At 59.6% G+C, this 16,738-nt stretch carries 13 protein-coding genes; 4 read left to right on the plus strand and 9 right to left on the minus strand.

Annotated features, from left to right (window positions below; genetic code table 11):
• Positions 1-4: 4 nt before the first annotated feature.
• From SJY08_RS00430 to SJY08_RS00455, 6 genes are all read right to left on the minus strand, one after another.
• Entirely contained in the window at positions 5-877 is an 873-nt protein-coding gene (locus SJY08_RS00430) for an ABC transporter permease (protein WP_153762972.1), read from the minus strand.
• Positions 878-884: 7 nt separating this feature from the next.
• Positions 885-1,850, minus strand: coding sequence for an ABC transporter permease (locus tag SJY08_RS00435; RefSeq protein WP_069043141.1), 966 nt, complete (start codon positions 1,848-1,850; stop codon positions 885-887).
• Between the two features lie 83 nt (positions 1,851-1,933).
• A complete protein-coding gene (locus SJY08_RS00440; protein WP_377274102.1) occupies positions 1,934-3,502 on the minus strand; it encodes an ABC transporter substrate-binding protein in 1,569 nt (522 codons plus the stop codon).
• Positions 3,503-3,549: 47 nt separating this feature from the next.
• Positions 3,550-3,945, minus strand: coding sequence for a VOC family protein (locus SJY08_RS00445; RefSeq protein WP_377274104.1), 396 nt, complete (start codon positions 3,943-3,945; stop codon positions 3,550-3,552).
• Positions 3,942-5,321: a dihydroorotase family protein gene (locus tag SJY08_RS00450; RefSeq protein ID WP_377274106.1), complete on the minus strand. Its 1,380-nt coding sequence runs from the start codon at positions 5,319-5,321 to the stop codon at positions 3,942-3,944. Before SJY08_RS00450 ends, SJY08_RS00445 begins: the two co-directional genes overlap by 4 nt.
• On the minus strand, positions 5,318-5,977 hold the full coding sequence (locus tag SJY08_RS00455; RefSeq protein ID WP_069043145.1) for an aspartate/glutamate racemase family protein: 660 nt from the start codon (positions 5,975-5,977) through the stop codon (positions 5,318-5,320). Before SJY08_RS00455 ends, SJY08_RS00450 begins: the two co-directional genes overlap by 4 nt.
• A gap of 139 nt (positions 5,978-6,116) precedes the next feature.
• On the opposite strand from SJY08_RS00455, the gene SJY08_RS00460 reads away from it, so the two are divergent.
• Positions 6,117-6,875, plus strand: a complete 759-nt coding sequence (locus tag SJY08_RS00460; RefSeq protein ID WP_377274109.1) for a GntR family transcriptional regulator — start codon at positions 6,117-6,119, stop codon at positions 6,873-6,875.
• A 357-nt stretch (positions 6,876-7,232) separates the two neighbouring features.
• Here the strand turns inward: SJY08_RS00460 and SJY08_RS00465 are convergent, their stop codons facing one another.
• From SJY08_RS00465 to SJY08_RS00475, 3 genes are all read right to left on the minus strand, one after another.
• Positions 7,233-8,510, minus strand: coding sequence for a radical SAM protein (locus SJY08_RS00465; RefSeq protein ID WP_377274111.1), 1,278 nt, complete (start codon positions 8,508-8,510; stop codon positions 7,233-7,235).
• A gap of 389 nt (positions 8,511-8,899) precedes the next feature.
• A complete protein-coding gene (locus tag SJY08_RS00470) occupies positions 8,900-9,181 on the minus strand; it encodes a Nif11-like leader peptide family RiPP precursor (protein WP_377274113.1) in 282 nt (93 codons plus the stop codon).
• 19 nt (positions 9,182-9,200) lie between these two features.
• A complete protein-coding gene (locus tag SJY08_RS00475) occupies positions 9,201-10,229 on the minus strand; it encodes a GNAT family N-acetyltransferase (protein ID WP_377274115.1) in 1,029 nt (342 codons plus the stop codon).
• 239 nt (positions 10,230-10,468) lie between these two features.
• Here SJY08_RS00475 and SJY08_RS00480 point away from each other — a divergent pair, with 239 nt between their 5' ends.
• Genes SJY08_RS00480 through SJY08_RS00490 form a run of 3 tightly spaced genes read left to right on the plus strand, consistent with a single transcriptional unit; the run spans position 10,469 to position 16,737 of the window.
• Positions 10,469-11,725, plus strand: a complete 1,257-nt coding sequence (locus SJY08_RS00480; RefSeq protein ID WP_153762964.1) for an NHLP bacteriocin system secretion protein — start codon at positions 10,469-10,471, stop codon at positions 11,723-11,725.
• A 1-nt stretch (position 11,726) separates the two neighbouring features.
• Positions 11,727-13,883, plus strand: a complete 2,157-nt coding sequence (locus tag SJY08_RS00485; protein WP_377274118.1) for an NHLP family bacteriocin export ABC transporter peptidase/permease/ATPase subunit — start codon at positions 11,727-11,729, stop codon at positions 13,881-13,883.
• Positions 13,876-16,737: an NHLP bacteriocin export ABC transporter permease/ATPase subunit gene (locus tag SJY08_RS00490; protein ID WP_377274120.1), complete on the plus strand. Its 2,862-nt coding sequence runs from the start codon at positions 13,876-13,878 to the stop codon at positions 16,735-16,737. Before SJY08_RS00485 ends, SJY08_RS00490 begins: the two co-directional genes overlap by 8 nt.
• The last annotated feature ends 1 nt before the right edge of the window (position 16,738 follow it).

Below are 16,738 nucleotides of genomic sequence, written 5' to 3' on the forward strand. Positions count from 1 at the left end.
TTCGTCATCTCAGCCGCGGATTGAGTTCGTCCCGCAGGAAGTCGCCGAACAGGTTGATGCCGAAGACGAGGAACATGATGAACAGTCCGGGAAAGGCAGAGGTCCACCAGATGCCCGAGAACAGGACGTCGAAGCCCTCCTTGACGAGAAGGCCGAGCGAGGGCTCGGTGATGGGGACGCCGACGCCAAGGAAACTGAGCGAGGCTTCGATCAGAATGAAGGTACCAACCTGGATCGTAGCGACCACGATGAGCGGCGTCATGACGTTCGGCAACACGTGGCGCAGGATGATCTCGCCGTTTCCGAGCCCCGCCACCTTGGCCGCCTGGATGTATTCCTTCTGGATCTCGCTCAATGTCGATCCGCGAACGGTACGGGCGTAAACCACCCAGCCGACGGCGGTGAGCGCGATCAGAACCATGCCGATGCCCGTCCCGAAGGCCGACATGAGGAAGAGCGCGATCAGCATCGAGGGAAACGACAGCTGAATGTCTGCGATGCGCATGATGATGCTGTCCACCATGCCGCCGTAGTAGCCGGAGATCAGCCCGAGTGCTGTCCCGATCACGCAGGAGAAGATCATGGCGGCGAGGCCGATGAAGGCGGAGATCCGCGCGCCATAAACTATGGATGCGAGCACGTCGCGACCCTGCCCATCTGTCCCGAGCAGATACCTGCTATCACCACCCTCCAGCCATACCGGCGGCTTGAAGCTGTCCATCAGCTCCAGCTGGGATACGTCATAGGGATCCTGGGCGACAAGCAGCGGCCCGAATGTCGCAAGCAGGGCGAAGAAGGCGAGCAGTGCGCTTCCGAAGACGGCCGGCAGGTTTCGGCGGTAGTGAAAGAAGAACTCTGAAGAGAAGAACCCGGTCATGCGATCCTCACTTCACGGTAATGCGTGGGTCGATCAGCGTGTAGACGATGTCGACGATGAAGTTGATGGCAACGAAGATGAAGGCGGTCAGCATCAGGTAAACGACGATGACGGGGCGGTCGCCGCGGTAGATGGAATCGATCAGGAGCTTGCCCGTGCCGGGCCATGCAAAGATGGTTTCGGTGATCGTTGCGAAGGCTATGAGGTCACCGAGCTGGAGACCGAAGATCGTGACGACCGGAATGAGAGCGTTCTTCAGGCCGTGCCTGAACAGGATGTTCTGGCGGGATGCGCCTTTGGCACGGGCGAACCGCATATAGTCCTGCCGCATCACCTCCATCATGCCCGCACGGGTCATGCGCAGCATGATGGCTAGGGTGGCCAGCGCCAGTGTCACGGATGGCAGGATGATGTGCGACCAGCCGTCCGCCGTGAAGATCGATATGCGCAGCCCTAGGATTTCGACCGTATCGCCGCGTCCGGAGGAGGGCAGAAACTGGTAGCGGACGGAGAAGAAGAAGATCAGCATCATGCCCACCCAGAACCCGGGGAGGGAAATGCCGAGCAGTGAGCCCGCCATGATGCCGCGAGACACCGGCTTGTTCGGATTGGCCCCGGCATAGACGCCGAGCGGCACGGCGATCACGGTCGCCAGCATGATTGCCACCAGCACCATTTCGATCGTTGCCGGCAGACGCTCCAGGATGAGGTCCATGGCGGGCTGGCGGAACACATAGGAGCGCCCGAAATCGCCCTGCAGCATGTTGCCGAGGAAGATGAAATATTGGCTCAGCAGGGATCGATCGAGACCCAGCAGACGGCGGGCCTGCTCGATCTCGGCGGTGGTGGAATCGATCGGGATCACCATGAAGACGGGATCGCCGGTAAAGCTCATCATCAGGAAGACGATGACTGATACGCAAAAGAGTACCAGCACCATCTGCAGGAGCCGCTTGATCGTATAACCCAGCAAGGCAGTGTCCCGTCATGAAGAAGTGAGAAATTCGGGACTGTCTCCCTAAAGGTCGACAGTCCCGCGCTCGTTCGGGTCGGGGCTTATTCCTTGACGTCGATCTCGTAGGCCCAGAGGAACTTGTCCGCACGCGGTGTCATCTCGACATTGGTCTTTGCGGCATAGAGATCCTGCTCGTAGTGGATCGGGATCATCGGGATGTCTTCCATCAGGATCTTGGTGACTTCCTGCAGGTATCCGTCGCGCTCTTCGAGCTTGGAGGTCGCATCGGCCTTGTCGATCAATTCGTCCACCTTCGGATTGGAATAGGATCCGCGGTTGACCTGGCCGTAACCTTCCTTCTTGTCGCGCGAGTAGAACATCACGCTGTACATCGAGCCGCCGTCACCGGAGGGAACGTCCCAGCCGCTCATGATCATGCTCGACTTGTCGCTCGGGACCCGGATGTAGCCGAAGAAGTTGGACTTCGGCATCAGGTTGAGCTTGAGATCGACCTTGATCTTGCCAAGCATCGACGCAAGCGCCTGCGCGATCTGCTGATCGTTGACATAGCGGTTGTTGGTGGTGTCGAGGGTCACCGTGAAGCCATCGGCGTAGCCGGCCTCCGCCATGAGAGCTGCCGCCTTCTCAAGATCGAAGGGATACATGTCTCGGAAGCTTGCGCCGTCGACATAGCCCGTGTGGGAAGCAGGGATGTATTGCTCTGACGGGGTCGACAGGCCGTTCATGATGATCTTGTTGATCGCACTGACGTCGATTGCGCGGACCATGGCTTCACGGACACGTCGATCCATCATCGGATTCTTGTCGAGCGCGACGGTGGGGCTCTTCTCACGATGGTCGATGGAGACCACGACGTTCAGCAGGCTCGGCTTGGTCATGACCTTGTAGCGGTCATCCGCCTTGACGCGGTCGACGTCGCGGACGTTGAGATCCTGGATGACATCGACTTCGCCGGTCAGCAGTGCTGCCGTGCGGGTGGCGCCATTGGTGATCGGACGGAACGTGACTTCTTCGATCTTCGGCGCACCGGCGAAGTAGTCGGCATTGGCGGCAAGCGTGATGTGATCTTCCTTGATCCATTCGACCAGCTTGTAGGGGCCGGTGCCGACAGGCTTCAAGTCCAGCTGCTCGTCGCCCACTTCCTTCGCATATTTCTCGCTGAGGATCAGGACGGCTGCCAGATCGTTCGGCAGGACCGCATAGGGCTTGGGCGTCTTGATCTCGACGGTGTAGTCATCGACCGCCGTGAAGGACGCGATGTTGGCGCCGAGATTGGCCATCAGCGACTTCTTCAGACGGTCGAGGGTGAAGACAACATCCGACGCCTTGAACTCTTCGCCATTGTGGAACTTGACGCCCTGGCGCAGCTTGAACACCCAGGTCGTGTCATCCTTGAGCTCCCAGCTCTCTGCAAGGCCGGGTCCGAAGGACAGGTCGGCATTGCGGCGGACCAAGGGATCGTAGATGTGGTAGAACATGATGTTGCTGGACAGCTCCTCGCCCGCCTGGGGGTCGAGATTGACGGCGTCCGACGTCAGGCCGACGGTCAGTTCCTTGGCATGGACCAGGCCGCCCAGGGCCGTCGAGCTCAAGAGGACGAATGCGGCAAGGGCCGCGATACGTCCAGATTTCATGCGAAGATTCAGCATTCTTAGTTCCCCTTTTTTGGTATGCCGACACGTTTGCATGCGCGTTTTCACCGAAGTACGGATTGCACCTCGATCTGGTAGCCTTCCGGATCTTCCAGCACGAAGGCTCGAATTCCCAAGGAGACGCTGTCCTTTGGTTCCGTCAGCCCGATCGCGTTCTGGCTCGAGAGATAGCGATGCCAGGCATCGACATCGGGCACTCGGATGCAAAGCTGCACGGGTTTGATAGGATTGGCGCGATGCATTCCGCGGGTCTCGTCGACAAGACCGACATAGGCATGCTCGGCAATTCTCAGGATCTTCGACCAGCCCTGATCGATCTCGAGCGGGAAGCCCATGACCTCTGTGTAGAAGTCCAACGCTCTGGGAAGGTCGACGTAGTAGAAGAAGGTGATGGCCTTCTCGACGATACCGTCATCGGGCCGGGTGGGTGCCTCAGTCATGTTGTGAGATCCTTGGGAAACCATGTGCTTTCGCTGCGGCGCAGATAGCGTCCGCTGCCGGGCGTGTTGAGAACCGATCGGCCGTCATAGGCGAGCCTGCCCGCGTGATAGGTTGCGGCCACCCGGGCGGCGAAACGTCGTCCGTCATAGGGGCTCCAGTTGAGGCCGTCCTGGGCACGGCTCGCGTCCCAGACATCGTCCTCCTCGGCGAGGATCGTGATGTCGGCATCGGCACCGGGGACGAGAGCCCCCTTGCGTGGATAAAGGCCGAAGAAGCGGGCGGGGCGTTCGGCGAGATATTTGGCGCTGTATTGCGCAGCATCGACGCCGCGCTGTTTTGCGACGGTGTAGAAGGCAGGCAGCAGCGTCTCCATTCCGGGTACGCCCGCTCCGGCATCGAAGATGCTGTCGGTGAACTTGTTGTCGATCGGCCAGCTGGAATGATCGGAGCTGACAAAGGCAATCCGGTCCTCGATCAGTTCCTGCCAGAGCCGATCGATCTGGCCGGGGCGAATGGGTGGGTTGACCTTCATCCGCGCGCCGAGCTCTTCACCGTCGCGTTCGGGATCGAACCAAAGGTAATGAACACAGAGTTCGCCGGTCGCCCTGAAGCCCTCTTGCGCATAATTGTCGACCAGCTTGAAGCCGCGCGGCGTGCTGATATGGACGATGTGGGCATGTCCGCCGGCATTGGCGGCGAGTTCGAGGAAGTGCACGGTCGATGCCAGTTCCGCGACTTCAGGCCGGCTCGGCGAATGCGCGGTGATGCCGTTTCGACCCTCGGCCCTTGCGCGCGAAACCCGTGAGCGCACGATTTCCTGGTCTTCGTTGTGCAATCCAAGCGGCAGGTCGGTTGCGGAAAGGGCTTCCAGCAGGTCGAGGGCGAGGGCCGCATCGATCCTCGGAAAACGGGTGGGGCTGCTCTCGAAAGCGGAGATCTTGAAGGCAACGACGCCACCATCGGCGAGCGATTGCACTTCGTTCAGGGATTGCCCGGGCATGACCGTGCCGTAGAGCGCGACATCGCAATGGGCAAAGCGTTCCACGGCTTCGACCTTGGCGTCCAGATGCTCTCTGGCGCTCAGCGGGGTCGGGTTGTCGTAAGGCATATCGACGATGGTCGTGACCCCGCCGGCAATGGCAGATCGGGTCGTCGGTTCGATCCCGGGGAGGCCGAGATAGCTGCCCGCATGGGTCTGGCCGTCAACGATCCCCGGCAGGACGAAAGCGTCTCCAGCGTCGTGCACGGTGGCGGCTGCAGGGGCTTCGCCTTCTCCGATTGCGTGGATGATCGAGCCTGAGATCGCGACCCAGCCATTGGAGATGGTCGTTTCAGGCGTAACGATCCGCCCACGAATGATGAGATCAATGCTCAAAGCGCCCTCCTGCGATAGCCGAGTTCAGCCTGCATGCAGGCAAGCGCGACGCCGGCCTGAACCGGGTCGATGACGGGTAAGCCCAGTTCTGTCTGCAAAGCCTCGCGGTAAGTCCCGAGGCCGGCGCAGCCGAGGATGACTGCCTCGGCACCATCCTCATCGCGAAGCACGGAGGCGATGCGCGTGACAGGAATGACAGCGTCTTGGGCGATGAGTTCAGCAACGGTCATGTCGATCGACCGGTCGCCCGCGAGCCTGCCATCGAGTTGAAGGTCCTCAAGGTAACGCCTGTGGCGGTCAATCGAGGACGGTCCCATCGACACGATCCCGAAACGCTGTCCAAGCCCGAGCGCTGTCAGATACGCCGCTTCAGCAATGCCGACGACCGGGACATTCGTGGCGGCTCGTACGGCCGAAATGCCGGGGTCCGAAAAGCATGCGATGACGATGGCGTCTGCCTTTGCCGCTTGCACAGCTTCGATCAGCATCGGCACGACTTCGGCGACATGGGCATCCGTTTCGATACCCACAGGCGCGCCCTCGAGCTCAGTGCAGCGGATTTCGTGGCCCTTGCCTTCGAACGGTTTCAGGCACGCCTCCATCGAGCGTGTGACTACCTTCGAGCTGTTCGGATTGATCACCAGGATCTGTGCCACTGTTCCTCCAGGGACGGCTCTCCCAAGCCGTCATGCTGTGATATGCATCGTAGTATACTACAAAATATCTCATGTCAAAGGCCGGCCGCCTTGCGAAGTCAGAAAAAGTGGAGGAAGACAGAATGGGGCGTAAAGCCTTATGATCCACGAGTGGGTCCACAGACCCCATCGAGTTTGGAGAGAAGCCGTCTTGCAGAGCCTCAGCGTTGAAAGTGATACCTCGCCGGCCCGGCAGAAGAAAATTTCCCTGACGGAGACCGCTTATGTTTCTCTGCGTGCGCGGGTGCTTTCCGGCTCTTTGAGACCCGGGGCCGAGTTTTCTGAGCTCGAGCTGGCAGACCAGCTTGCCATGAGCAAGACGCCGGTGCGGGAAGCGCTTGGTCGATTGGTGGCGGAAGGACTGATCGAAGCCTTTCCGAGGCGCGGCTACCGGGTTACGCCCGTGACGGTAAAGGACATCAATGATCTCTTTGCGATCCGCGCGATGACCGAAGGTACGGCCGCCGCCATGGCCGCGCTCAATCTTTCAGCTGCAGACCTCGATCGGCTCGAAGCGCTGGCGGAAGCCCGCTACGACCCGCACCAGGGCGAGAGTGTCCAGTCCTTCGTCAAGGCCAACCGCGATTTCCACCTGGCGATCGCCGAGGGCGCGAACAATCCGCGGCTGTTGGCGCTGGTTGCCGCGCATCTCGACGAATGCACGCGTCTCTTCTACCTCGGCGCCGTTAGTCGCGACGTCAATCCGGAAACCAGCGCGGATCATCGACACATTGTCGATGTCTTGCGCCTGCGTGACCCCGACCTTGCCCGTGCGGCGATGGTCGAACACAGCGAGCACACACAGAAGGGCGTGCTGAAGGCCCTGATTTCTAGCGACACCACGGCGCTGACGCTATAGTGAGAGGCCGAGCATGCCGCGCCATATGTGGGGGTTTACACAATTCTCTGCGAGATCAGGCCGCCGCAACCAAAACATCCAGACGCAGGAAACTGAACGCGGTTTTGCGTGTTTGCGCTATGGGAGGATCTCACAAGACCGTTAATCCATGCTCTGATCCCCCTGGAGTGTGCTCCGTCTGTTGTCGAAAACGGCGGAAATCATGATCGGCTCCAGGCTTGTTGGAAGGCCAGCGGGAACATCAGTCGCCGGTCGGAGAGCAGGCGTTTCGGACCGCTCTCGATCTTCAGCGGGCGACCGGCCTTTCAAGTGGCTCGCTTACTGCGCTCGACGGTGGCTGAAGTGAAAAGGCATCGCCTAAAGTGCAGGCCGCTCGAAGCGTGCAAGATCGGGCTGCCACAGGTCCTGAACCTCCAGCATGTGACGGGCCTGACAGTAAAGGGAGAAAATCGTGGTCAGTGATACGACCAGATCGGGACGATCAACAGATGCTCGGTCAAAGGCCCTGACCAGAGCGTATTCAGCCGGTCCTCGCTTCACAAGCTCCCGGGCGAGTAACGCTGTTGGCCCGGCGAAAAGCGCCTGGCGCTGGAATTCCTTCCTTTCGCCGGAAAGAGCCACATAACGCTCAAGGCGGGTCATGAAGTGACTGGGTGCGAACAATCGGTTGAGAAGCCACGTCATTCCCGATCGCAATTGCTCCTTGCTCATCTGAGCTGGAATGATGTTCGTGCTGACAAGTGAGGCTGAGTGATCGGATCCTTCGGTCAGGCGTCCCTCTTTGAGCAAGCGCGTATGAAGCGGGGTTGTCTCGGGCGCGACGAGCACTCCTGGACTGATCAGAGGAAGAGGCATGCTCTGGATAAAGTCGAACTGCCGTTCAAAGATATCGACACCATCCTGATCGAAGCCGACGATGATGCCCCCATACACCATCATGCCATGTTGAACGATCGTCTCGACCTGAGCAATCATGTCGTGCCGCAGGTTCTGGCGCTTGCCTGCCTCGGCGAGGCTTTGTTCATTGGGTGTTTCGATGCCGACGAACAGGGTTTCGAAACCGGAATTTCGCATCAGTGCGAGAATGTCGTGGTCGCGACTGATATCGATGGACACCTGCGTAGCGAAAGCTAGGCGCTCGTCCGGTGGGCGCGTATTCCAGTCCAGAAGCCGTTCGAGTAGCGCCCTGGTGCGCCGTCGCATCACCGTCAGATTGTCATCAGCGAAGAAGACACTGCGAACACCGCGATCACGCAGGATATCGAGTTCAGCGGTAATCTGGTCCGGCTCCTTCCATCTCTGCTTGCGTCCGAGATACTGGATCACGTCACAGAATTCGCAGTCGAACGGACACCCGCGAGACGTCTGGACCTGTGCAGACCAGGTCCGCTCGAGCGGATAAAGGTCCCAGCGCGGCACAGGTGAATCGACAAGCGCAGGCTTGCCTCCTTGATAGGTGGACTTGTATTTCCCTAAGGCGAGGTCTTCGAATAGCTCTCCGGCAATCTCTTCGATCTCGCCGATGACGAGAATGTCGCAATGCTCTCTGAGGGCATCCGGCGACAAAGAGGCATAGGAGCCCCCGATCAGCACGATCTTGCCGCGGCGTCTGAACTCGGCCGCAAGCTCGATCATCCGGGCCTGTTGGGTCACTTTTCCCGTGATGCCGACGTATCGAGCCGGATGGGACAAATCGACAGGATCGAGACGCTCCTCGCAGATCGTCACCTTCCAGTTGTCAGGGGCGAAGGCTGCGACCGTCGGGGTTGCCAGATCGGCAATCGCTGTCGCATTGACACCCGTCCATGCGCCGAGAACCTCCAGGCCAAAATAGCCCGGAGCGTTTTCTTCCGGATTGATCAGATAGATTTCGTGCATTGCGCAGGTAACCGCAGCGGGTGAGACCTCAGGAGAAGCAGACCTTGACGTTACGTCTGCCTCCCCCAATCATTCCGGGTTTTGCTCTGTCTTCCTGCCCCGCGTTGGGGCGGACACCATGGTTAGGGTGCTACTCGCGCAAGCCCTTAACCGAAGGATATTTTCTGACCGCTCGACTGCTTGATCCTCGGCGGAGCCATGATTCCCCCTGCGACGAGTTCCAACTCGTCATCAGACAGTTCATCATTTGTGGAAGCGTGATGGGCCAATGCCACGCTTAGCTCCTCGCTGGTGAACGAGAACCCTTCGCGCTCTCCAAGGGCAACGACGGCGTCTGCACCTTCCTGCAAGGCCACAGTCGCCCGCGCTTCCAAGGCCTGGTCGCTCCGCACGTGTTCGTAGAATTTTTCCAAAGCATCGATCGACATGACATGTCCTTTCTAGTTTTCAATTGTGAGCGGGATATACGCTTGAGGGTCCATGTGATCTCAAGATGGTTTCGACCCTGTCAGCGATCGGGGCAAAGCGGCGGCGGGTCAGGTGGACCATGCGTGGCCGCGAGGTGTCGGTGTAGTAAAGGGCCAGCGACTGGGGGCCGAAGAGCTCAACCTGCTTCCTGTAGCAGTGAAAATAGGCACCCACCGCGATGGCCGTGTGCCAATAGCTCGGATCGAGAAAGGCCTCAAAATACTCGATCAAAGGATCGGTTGGAGTGCCGTTCAAGCTCTCCGAGCCGGACAAGGTTTGCCAGCGCTCGCTGGAGGGGCCGGCCAGTACCCAGCCGACCAGTTCGCCCTGACGGCGCACCAGGCAACTGACTTCAGGCTCCAGTCGCGGCCACAGTCGCAATGGCCCTTGCATTTGCGCAGCAGCATCGACAGCCAACAGATCCTTGACCCTTTGTTCGTCGGCGGCAGTCAGGCACAGCGGATCGAAACTGTAGACTGATTGCTTTGTCAGCTTCTCAGAGACCGGCGCCCAGCTTCCGACTGCCCCCACCATTGGGCCAGCTCTTCCGAGTACGAAAAGCCCGTCTTCGACTGGCGCGGTCCAGCCGGCCCGGACCAGCAGAGCACAAAGAGCTTCATGCCTTGGTCCGCGCTCCACAAATCGCACGGACATGGAGAGCGCGCCGCGTCCAAGCGCATCAGCCATCCAGGTTTCAAGAAGCCGCTGGCCCAGCCCCCTGCGGCGGTGCGCTGTTGCCACAATCAGTGACACCAGTTCTGCCTGTCCCTTATCGTCCACGAAGCCGAGTGCCAGGCCTACCGGTAGTCCCGCAACGACCGTGCCAATGGCAAACCAGTGGGGCGGAAGTTTCGCCATCAATGGACGCAGGCGCGGAAAGGTCAATTGAGAAAACAGGCTGGCATTGCCTTGAAGAGACAGGAGCCGAGCCTCGCCGCATGAGGCGGCCGGTAGGGAGGCAGCGTCAGCAAGCAGTGACGTTCCTCTTTGTGTCTTGTCCGTGATCATCAGCATGCACCTTTGGTCACCGGATATCTCCCGGCACCTGATTGGCCGGCAATGTGAAGCGACAGGTTGCTGATGAAAAGTGATCTGCGACGTATCTCTCCGTTGCGCCCAGATTTGGCCTCGCTGTTCGAAACCGATTGGTCGCACTTGCAATCGAGATCCGATAAGCCCTCAAATTACTGTTTTGGCTGAAGGGGCAAGCCACACCATGACGAAGATGCAGCGGGGAGACTTGGTCGATGAGCGCTGACAAGCTCTTTCGTCAGGAAGCGCTCCAGAAGCTTGCTTCCCCTGAACGGCTTGATGAAGCCGTACAAATCAATTCCAGAGGAACCTGGATTGCGGTCACGGCATTCGTAGCGCTTGCCTTACTCTTTGGGCTGTGGAGCGTGCTTGGACGAATTCCCTCGCGTGTCGAAGGACAAGGGATATTGCTCCTTTCGGGGGGGAACGTCATCGACACAGTCGCGCTCGCATCGGGCACTCTTGTCACGCAAGGTGTGGCGGCTGGTGCGGCGGTCACGCCGGAAATGACGATCGCGCGGATCGAGCAACCTGATATCGCGCTTCGGTTGGCGGACATGAACCGTCGCCTTGAAACGCTGATTGCAAACCGGCAGCAAGCATTGCTGGATGAAGAACAGCTGCGTCAGGCAAGACTTTCCAATACGAAAGCACGACGTGTTGCCTATGAAGGAAGGTCGCGAGACGCCCGACAGCGCCTCGAGGCCTATCAGGCGCAACTGAAGCGGCAGGAAAATCTGGTCGCCACGGGTGCGCTTGCTGTTGCAACCTTGCAGCAAACGCGGGAACAGATAGAGCTTGCGTCCCAGGATCTGTCCAATGTCGAAGCCAGCCTTCTGGAGATGGAGGCCTCAGGCTTTGCCTCGGATGCCGAGAGCCGGCGTCTGATCAGCACGCTTGATCAGGAAGTCAGCAAGGTTGAGGCAGAGCGGGATCAACTCGCGCAGACGCTGAGTGAATTCGGCAAGGTTCGGGCGCTTCAGTCTGGAACGCTGGTCGAATGGAAGGTCCCGTCCGGCACCTTTGTCGTTTCCGGAGCACCGGTCGCAAGCATCGCAACGGGCGATGGCGGCTTGGAAATGCGCCTTTTCTTGCCACCGGCCAGTGGCAAACGGGTGCGGCCGGGCATGCGCGTCGACATCGAAATTTCCGGTCTGCCGCGCGAGCAATGGGGAACGCTGACCGGCCATGTCCACTCCGTCTCCGATTTTCCGGCGACCCGGGAGGGAATGCGCGCCATCCTGCAGAACGACACGCTGGTCTCCAGTTTCTCGTCAGATGGGGCACCTTTCACAGCGGTGATAACGCTCGATACAGATCCTTCTGCGGTGAGCGGCTATCGCTGGGTTGGAGGACCAGGCCCGGCCCAGGCGCTCAGCCATGGTGCGATCGGCAAAGCCAAGGTCACGATCGAAGAGCGCGCTCCCATCGATTTCCTGGTCCCCATGCTTCGCAGACTCACGAGCGCGTAACATGGCACCACGACCTCATGCCAAGCGGCGCAAGCCGGTGCCGACTATTCTGCAGATTGAACAGACCGAATGTGGGGTCGCTTGTCTCGCCATGATCCTGGCGTCATATGGGATGCATATCGGCCTCGAGCGACTGCGCGAAATGGCCGGTGTCTCGCGTGATGGCACGAGAGCAAGCAACCTCTTGAAGGCTGCTCGCAGAGTAGGCCTGACGGCGAAGGGGTTTCGCAAAGAGCCTGAACAACTCCACGAAGTTCCATGGCCCGCCATCCTGCACTGGAACTTCAACCACTTCGTGGTTCTTGAGGGGCTCAACGCAAGTTTCGCCTATCTCAACGATCCCGCGACTGGTCGGCGCAAGATCCCTCTGGATGAGCTCCGCCAGGCATTTACCGGTGTCGTCATTGCGTGTGAACCAGGCGCCGACTTCGAACCCTCAGGAGCGCAGCCATCCGTTCTTTCCGCTCTAGCGGAGCGGCTCGCAGGCACCCGGGCACTCTTGCCGCAGATCATCGTCGCATCCGGTCTCCTGGTCGTGCCCGGGGTCGCTCTTCCGGTGCTGTCCCGGGTCTTTGTCGATGACATATTGACCACCCGACAGACAGACTGGATCATTCCCTTCACTGTCCTCCTGGCGACCATCACGCTTGCGCAGGCGGCGCTCGTCCTGCTGCAACAGATGCTGTTGGCAAGGCTGGAGGTCCGCCTTGCCTTTCTTCCAGCGACGAAAATGCTCTGGCATATGCTGCGCCTTCCTATGAGCTTTTACGCTCAGCGTCATCCCGGCGAACTGGCAAATCGGCTGGACGCCAATGAAAAGCTGGCCAATCTTCTTTCAGGACAGTTTGCAACAAGCATTTTCAACCTCTTGAGCATGATCGTCTATGCAGGTGTCATGCTTCTGCTTGACCCGGTGCTGGCTGTCGCAATCATTCTCTTGCAATGCATCTATTTCCTCACGCTCAGCGTATCAAACCGTCTTCAGTCCCGTAATGCCCGGCTGCAAGCGGCGCAGTCGGGGAAACTGATTGCGGCGACGGTTGGCGCGATCCGAGCTATCGAGACCATCAAGGCATCGGCAACGGAACGGGAGGCATTCCAGCGCTGGGCGGGGCATCAGGCCCGGCTTTTAAGCCTGCGCAGCAGCCAGGGCAGGGTGGAGGCCCTGATTGGGATCGTGCCTGGGCTTCTTTCTGCCTTGTCAGCCGCAGCAGTTTTGGGCTTGGGCGGGCTGCGTGTCATGGACGGCGCAATCTCGCTGGGAACCCTGATTGCCTTTCAGGCCCTGGCGGTCAGCTTCTACACCCCCATCGCCAGCCTCGTGCAGCTTGCCGGTCAAATACAAATGGTTAAGGCCGACATTGATCGTGCCGATGACCTTATGAGGGCGCCTGCCGCGCACTTTGAGGCTGAGGATGCAACACCGGCCAGTTTCGAATTGCGGGCCGAAGACCTGGTCTTCGGCTACAGTCCTCTCGATCCTCCCTTCGTCAATGGGTTCTCGCTGACATTAAGACCGGGTGCGCGGGTGGCACTTGTTGGCGGGTCCGGCAGCGGCAAAAGCACGGTTGGTCGCCTCCTGGCAGGTCTGTTCACTCCGTGGTCAGGCACGATTTCCATCGGTGGGATTGGGCTGAACGAATTGGATCCAGCACGCCGGGCGGCGATATGTGGCTATGTCGACCAGGAGATCTTCCTGTTCGAAGGCACGGTCGAGGATAATCTCAGCCTTTGGGACCCGGGCGTTTCAGATCGGCGCCTTATCCGGGCACTCTCTGATGCCGCCGTTCTCGATGACGTCATCATGCGTAAGGGCCAGCTCCTGTCTCAGGTCAATGAAGGGGGTACCAACTTCTCGGGAGGGCAGCGCCAAAGACTGGAAATTGCCCGCGTTCTGGCCGCCGAGCCATCCATTGTCATCCTCGACGAAGCCACCTCCGCGCTAGACCCGGCGACGGAAAAGCGGATTGACGATTATCTCCGGGCACGCGGCTGCACGACCATCATTATCGCCCATCGGCTCAGCACGATCCGAGACTGTGACGAGATCATCGTCATGAAGGACGGGCGGATCGTCGAGCGCGGTGACCATGAAACCCTGATGGCGGCTGCAGGAGAATATGCCGCGCTGATTGCTGAGGGGGCGGGTCATGGTTGAACGTCAAGCGACCATTGCCGGTGGCGCCAACAGACCCCTGTTTCTTGACGAGGCCGACCGGTTCTACAGGTTGACGCGTGGTTATGCCGATCTTTTTGCGATAGGCGGAGACGGTCTCAGACGGCATCTGTTCCGTATCGAGGTCGGTGAATATCTGTTTCCAGCCGTCTCTTTCGGCCAGCATCGTCTGTGCGCCATCGGCTCCCTTGGTTCGGAGTTTGCGGTCTGCGAGGCAGGCGCCTCAAAGCCACCGCCGGAAGCCGTCATGTCTTGGGTTCAGGCGATGATCGGTGTCCTCGGCCAGACGCCGCAGGGCTGGACTGATCGCATCCTCTTGACGGGAGAGTTCGATCTGCCTCAGGGCATGACAGTCTCTGCACCTCATCGCACACTCTGCTTCGTTCGCCCCTTGGACGGAACTGCGACCTGGTGCGACCGAACCTGGCCAGATGGCCTTGAACTGCCGATCACCTCGACGACCTCGGTGACCGCCATTTCCGATGCGACCCTGCAGGTATCAGCCGAGTGCCCCGACCCCGCGATTTTGGTAGAAGGCCTCTGCTTCATCGGTGGCGAGGTCCTGTCGCAACTAGATCGCGAGGCGGCTCAACATGGCGCCCAGCTCGAAGATCGGCTTAACATCCGCCGTCAGGCTATGGACCGAAGCCTTGGCAAAAGCCTTTCGGATCTGCTGACCTTGAGGGAGCCGAAAACCGGTCAAATGTCATCTGCCCGGCTTTCGGTTTTTGTTGCCGTCATGCAGACGAGCGGATTGGATGTATCACAAGCTCTGCGACGGGATCTCGAAGCTCTGGGCGACAAAGGCTCTTACGAGCCGCTTTTGCGATCTGCGGGCCTTTACTATCGCCAGGTGATGCTCGACCACGACTGGTGGCACCATGACGGCACTGCGATGCTCGCAACGCTGAAGGACGGATCGCCCGCAGGCCTGGTTCCGGGCAAAGGCGGCGGTTGGCTGCTGGTGACGAACGAAGGTATGCGTCGCGTAACCAAACCGCTTGCGCAAGAGGTTTCAACGGGGGCGCTGCAGATCTATCCGCCGCTTGAGGATCGCCCCATAGGCCTCCTCGAAACCATGCGGTTTGGCTTTTCCGGCACACGCTACGATGTTGTCGCCACAATCACCGTGGCGCTGGTCGCCAGTTTGGTGGTCATGGTCCCGCCGATCGCAGCCACCATGCTTTTTCAGCATGTCGTGCCAGCTGGCGACCGGGGCAATCTGCTATTCATACTGGCGTCACTGGTCGCGCTTGCCTTTGGCCAGTCTGCCTTCGAACTGATGCGCAGCCTTTGCGTCGCACGGATAGAAACGCGTCTGGATTCGTCGATACAGGCTGCGCTTTTCCAGCGCCTTCTGAGGCTTCCAGTGAATTTCTTTCGGGCCTATTCCGCAGGTGATTTGACGGAACGGGTGCTGGGCATTCAAGAGGCACGCCAGATGATCACCGGCGCGACCATGTCTGGACTCTTCGGCGCGATGGGTGTGATCGCAAGTGCCGGGGTGCTGGTGTTCCTCGACTGGCGACTGGCATTGACGGGCATCGCTGTCCTTGCCCTCTTTCTTATCATCTCGGCAATCCTCTCCTTCAGACAGCTTGCACAGGAAAGACGCCAAGCAGCGATCCGGGGCCAGAACCAAGGTTTCGTGCTTCAATTGCTGATCGGCATGACAAAGCTGCGCGCCGCCCACGCGGAGAAACTGGCCCTCGCCCAATGGGCCTGGAAGAGCCTTGAGCACCGAAAGGCTTTTGCCACGTCAAGATCCATCCAGTCCGTGCATGCAGCACTTCTGGCACTGATGCCGTGGTTTTCCTTGCTGATGATCTATGTCACGCTTTTGTGGCTGATGAAGTCTGATCAGCAGCAAGCGGCGCTGCTTGCTCTCTTGCCGTCTGGTGGAAGCACCGCTTCCACTGCGCTGCGCGAGCCTTTGACGGCCGCAGCCTTTATCGGTTTCACGACCGCCTTCGGGCAGATGACGACCGGATTGAAGGCGACAGTCGAGGCGTTTACCCATCTGGCAAGCGTGGCCCCCTTGGCAGAACGCACAGCCCCCGTGCTGAAAGCCGTGCCAGATGATGCCTCGACCAGTCGGGGATCATCACCACAACTCACCGGCAATCTTGTGTTCCGCAATGTCAGTTTCCGCTACGGCATGGATAGCCCCCTCGTTCTGAAAAACCTCGATCTTGAGATACAGCCGGGCGACTTCATCGCGGTCACCGGCCCTTCTGGGAGTGGCAAATCCACATTACTGCGCCTCATCCTGGGCTTTGAGACACCGGATACTGGCGAGATCTTTTATGATGGTATCCCGTCGCATGGGATCGAGCTTGCGTCGCTCCGGTCCCAGATCGGCATCGTGTTGCAGAATGGGGGCTTAAGCGCGGGCTCGATCTACGACAACATCGTCGGATCCTCCGGTCTAGGCGTTGCCGATGCATGGGCTGCGGCCAGAATGGTGGGCCTTGCAGAAGAAATAGAGAGTATGCCGATGGGCATGCACACCGTCCTGAACGACGGCGCCATGACCATCTCGGGTGGGCAAAGGCAGAGGGTCCTGATTGCCCGAGCGCTGGTCAGAAAACCGCGGATCCTTCTGTTCGATGAAGCAACCAGCGCCCTGGACAACCGGACCCAGGCGATCGTCACACGCAGCCTGACCAGTCTCGAGGTTACGCGCATCGTCATCGCGCATCGTCTGAGCACCATCAAAGAGGCCGACCGGATCATCGTCCTCGATCGTGGCAGCCTCGTCGAAAGTGGCACTTACAACGACCTGATTAGCGCGGGCGGCACCTTCAGTGACCTCGCCCGCCGGCAATTGCTCTAGG

The sequence above is a fragment of the Rhizobium sp. R86522 genome (assembly GCF_042466255.1).
Lineage (GTDB): Bacteria > Pseudomonadota > Alphaproteobacteria > Rhizobiales > Rhizobiaceae > Allorhizobium.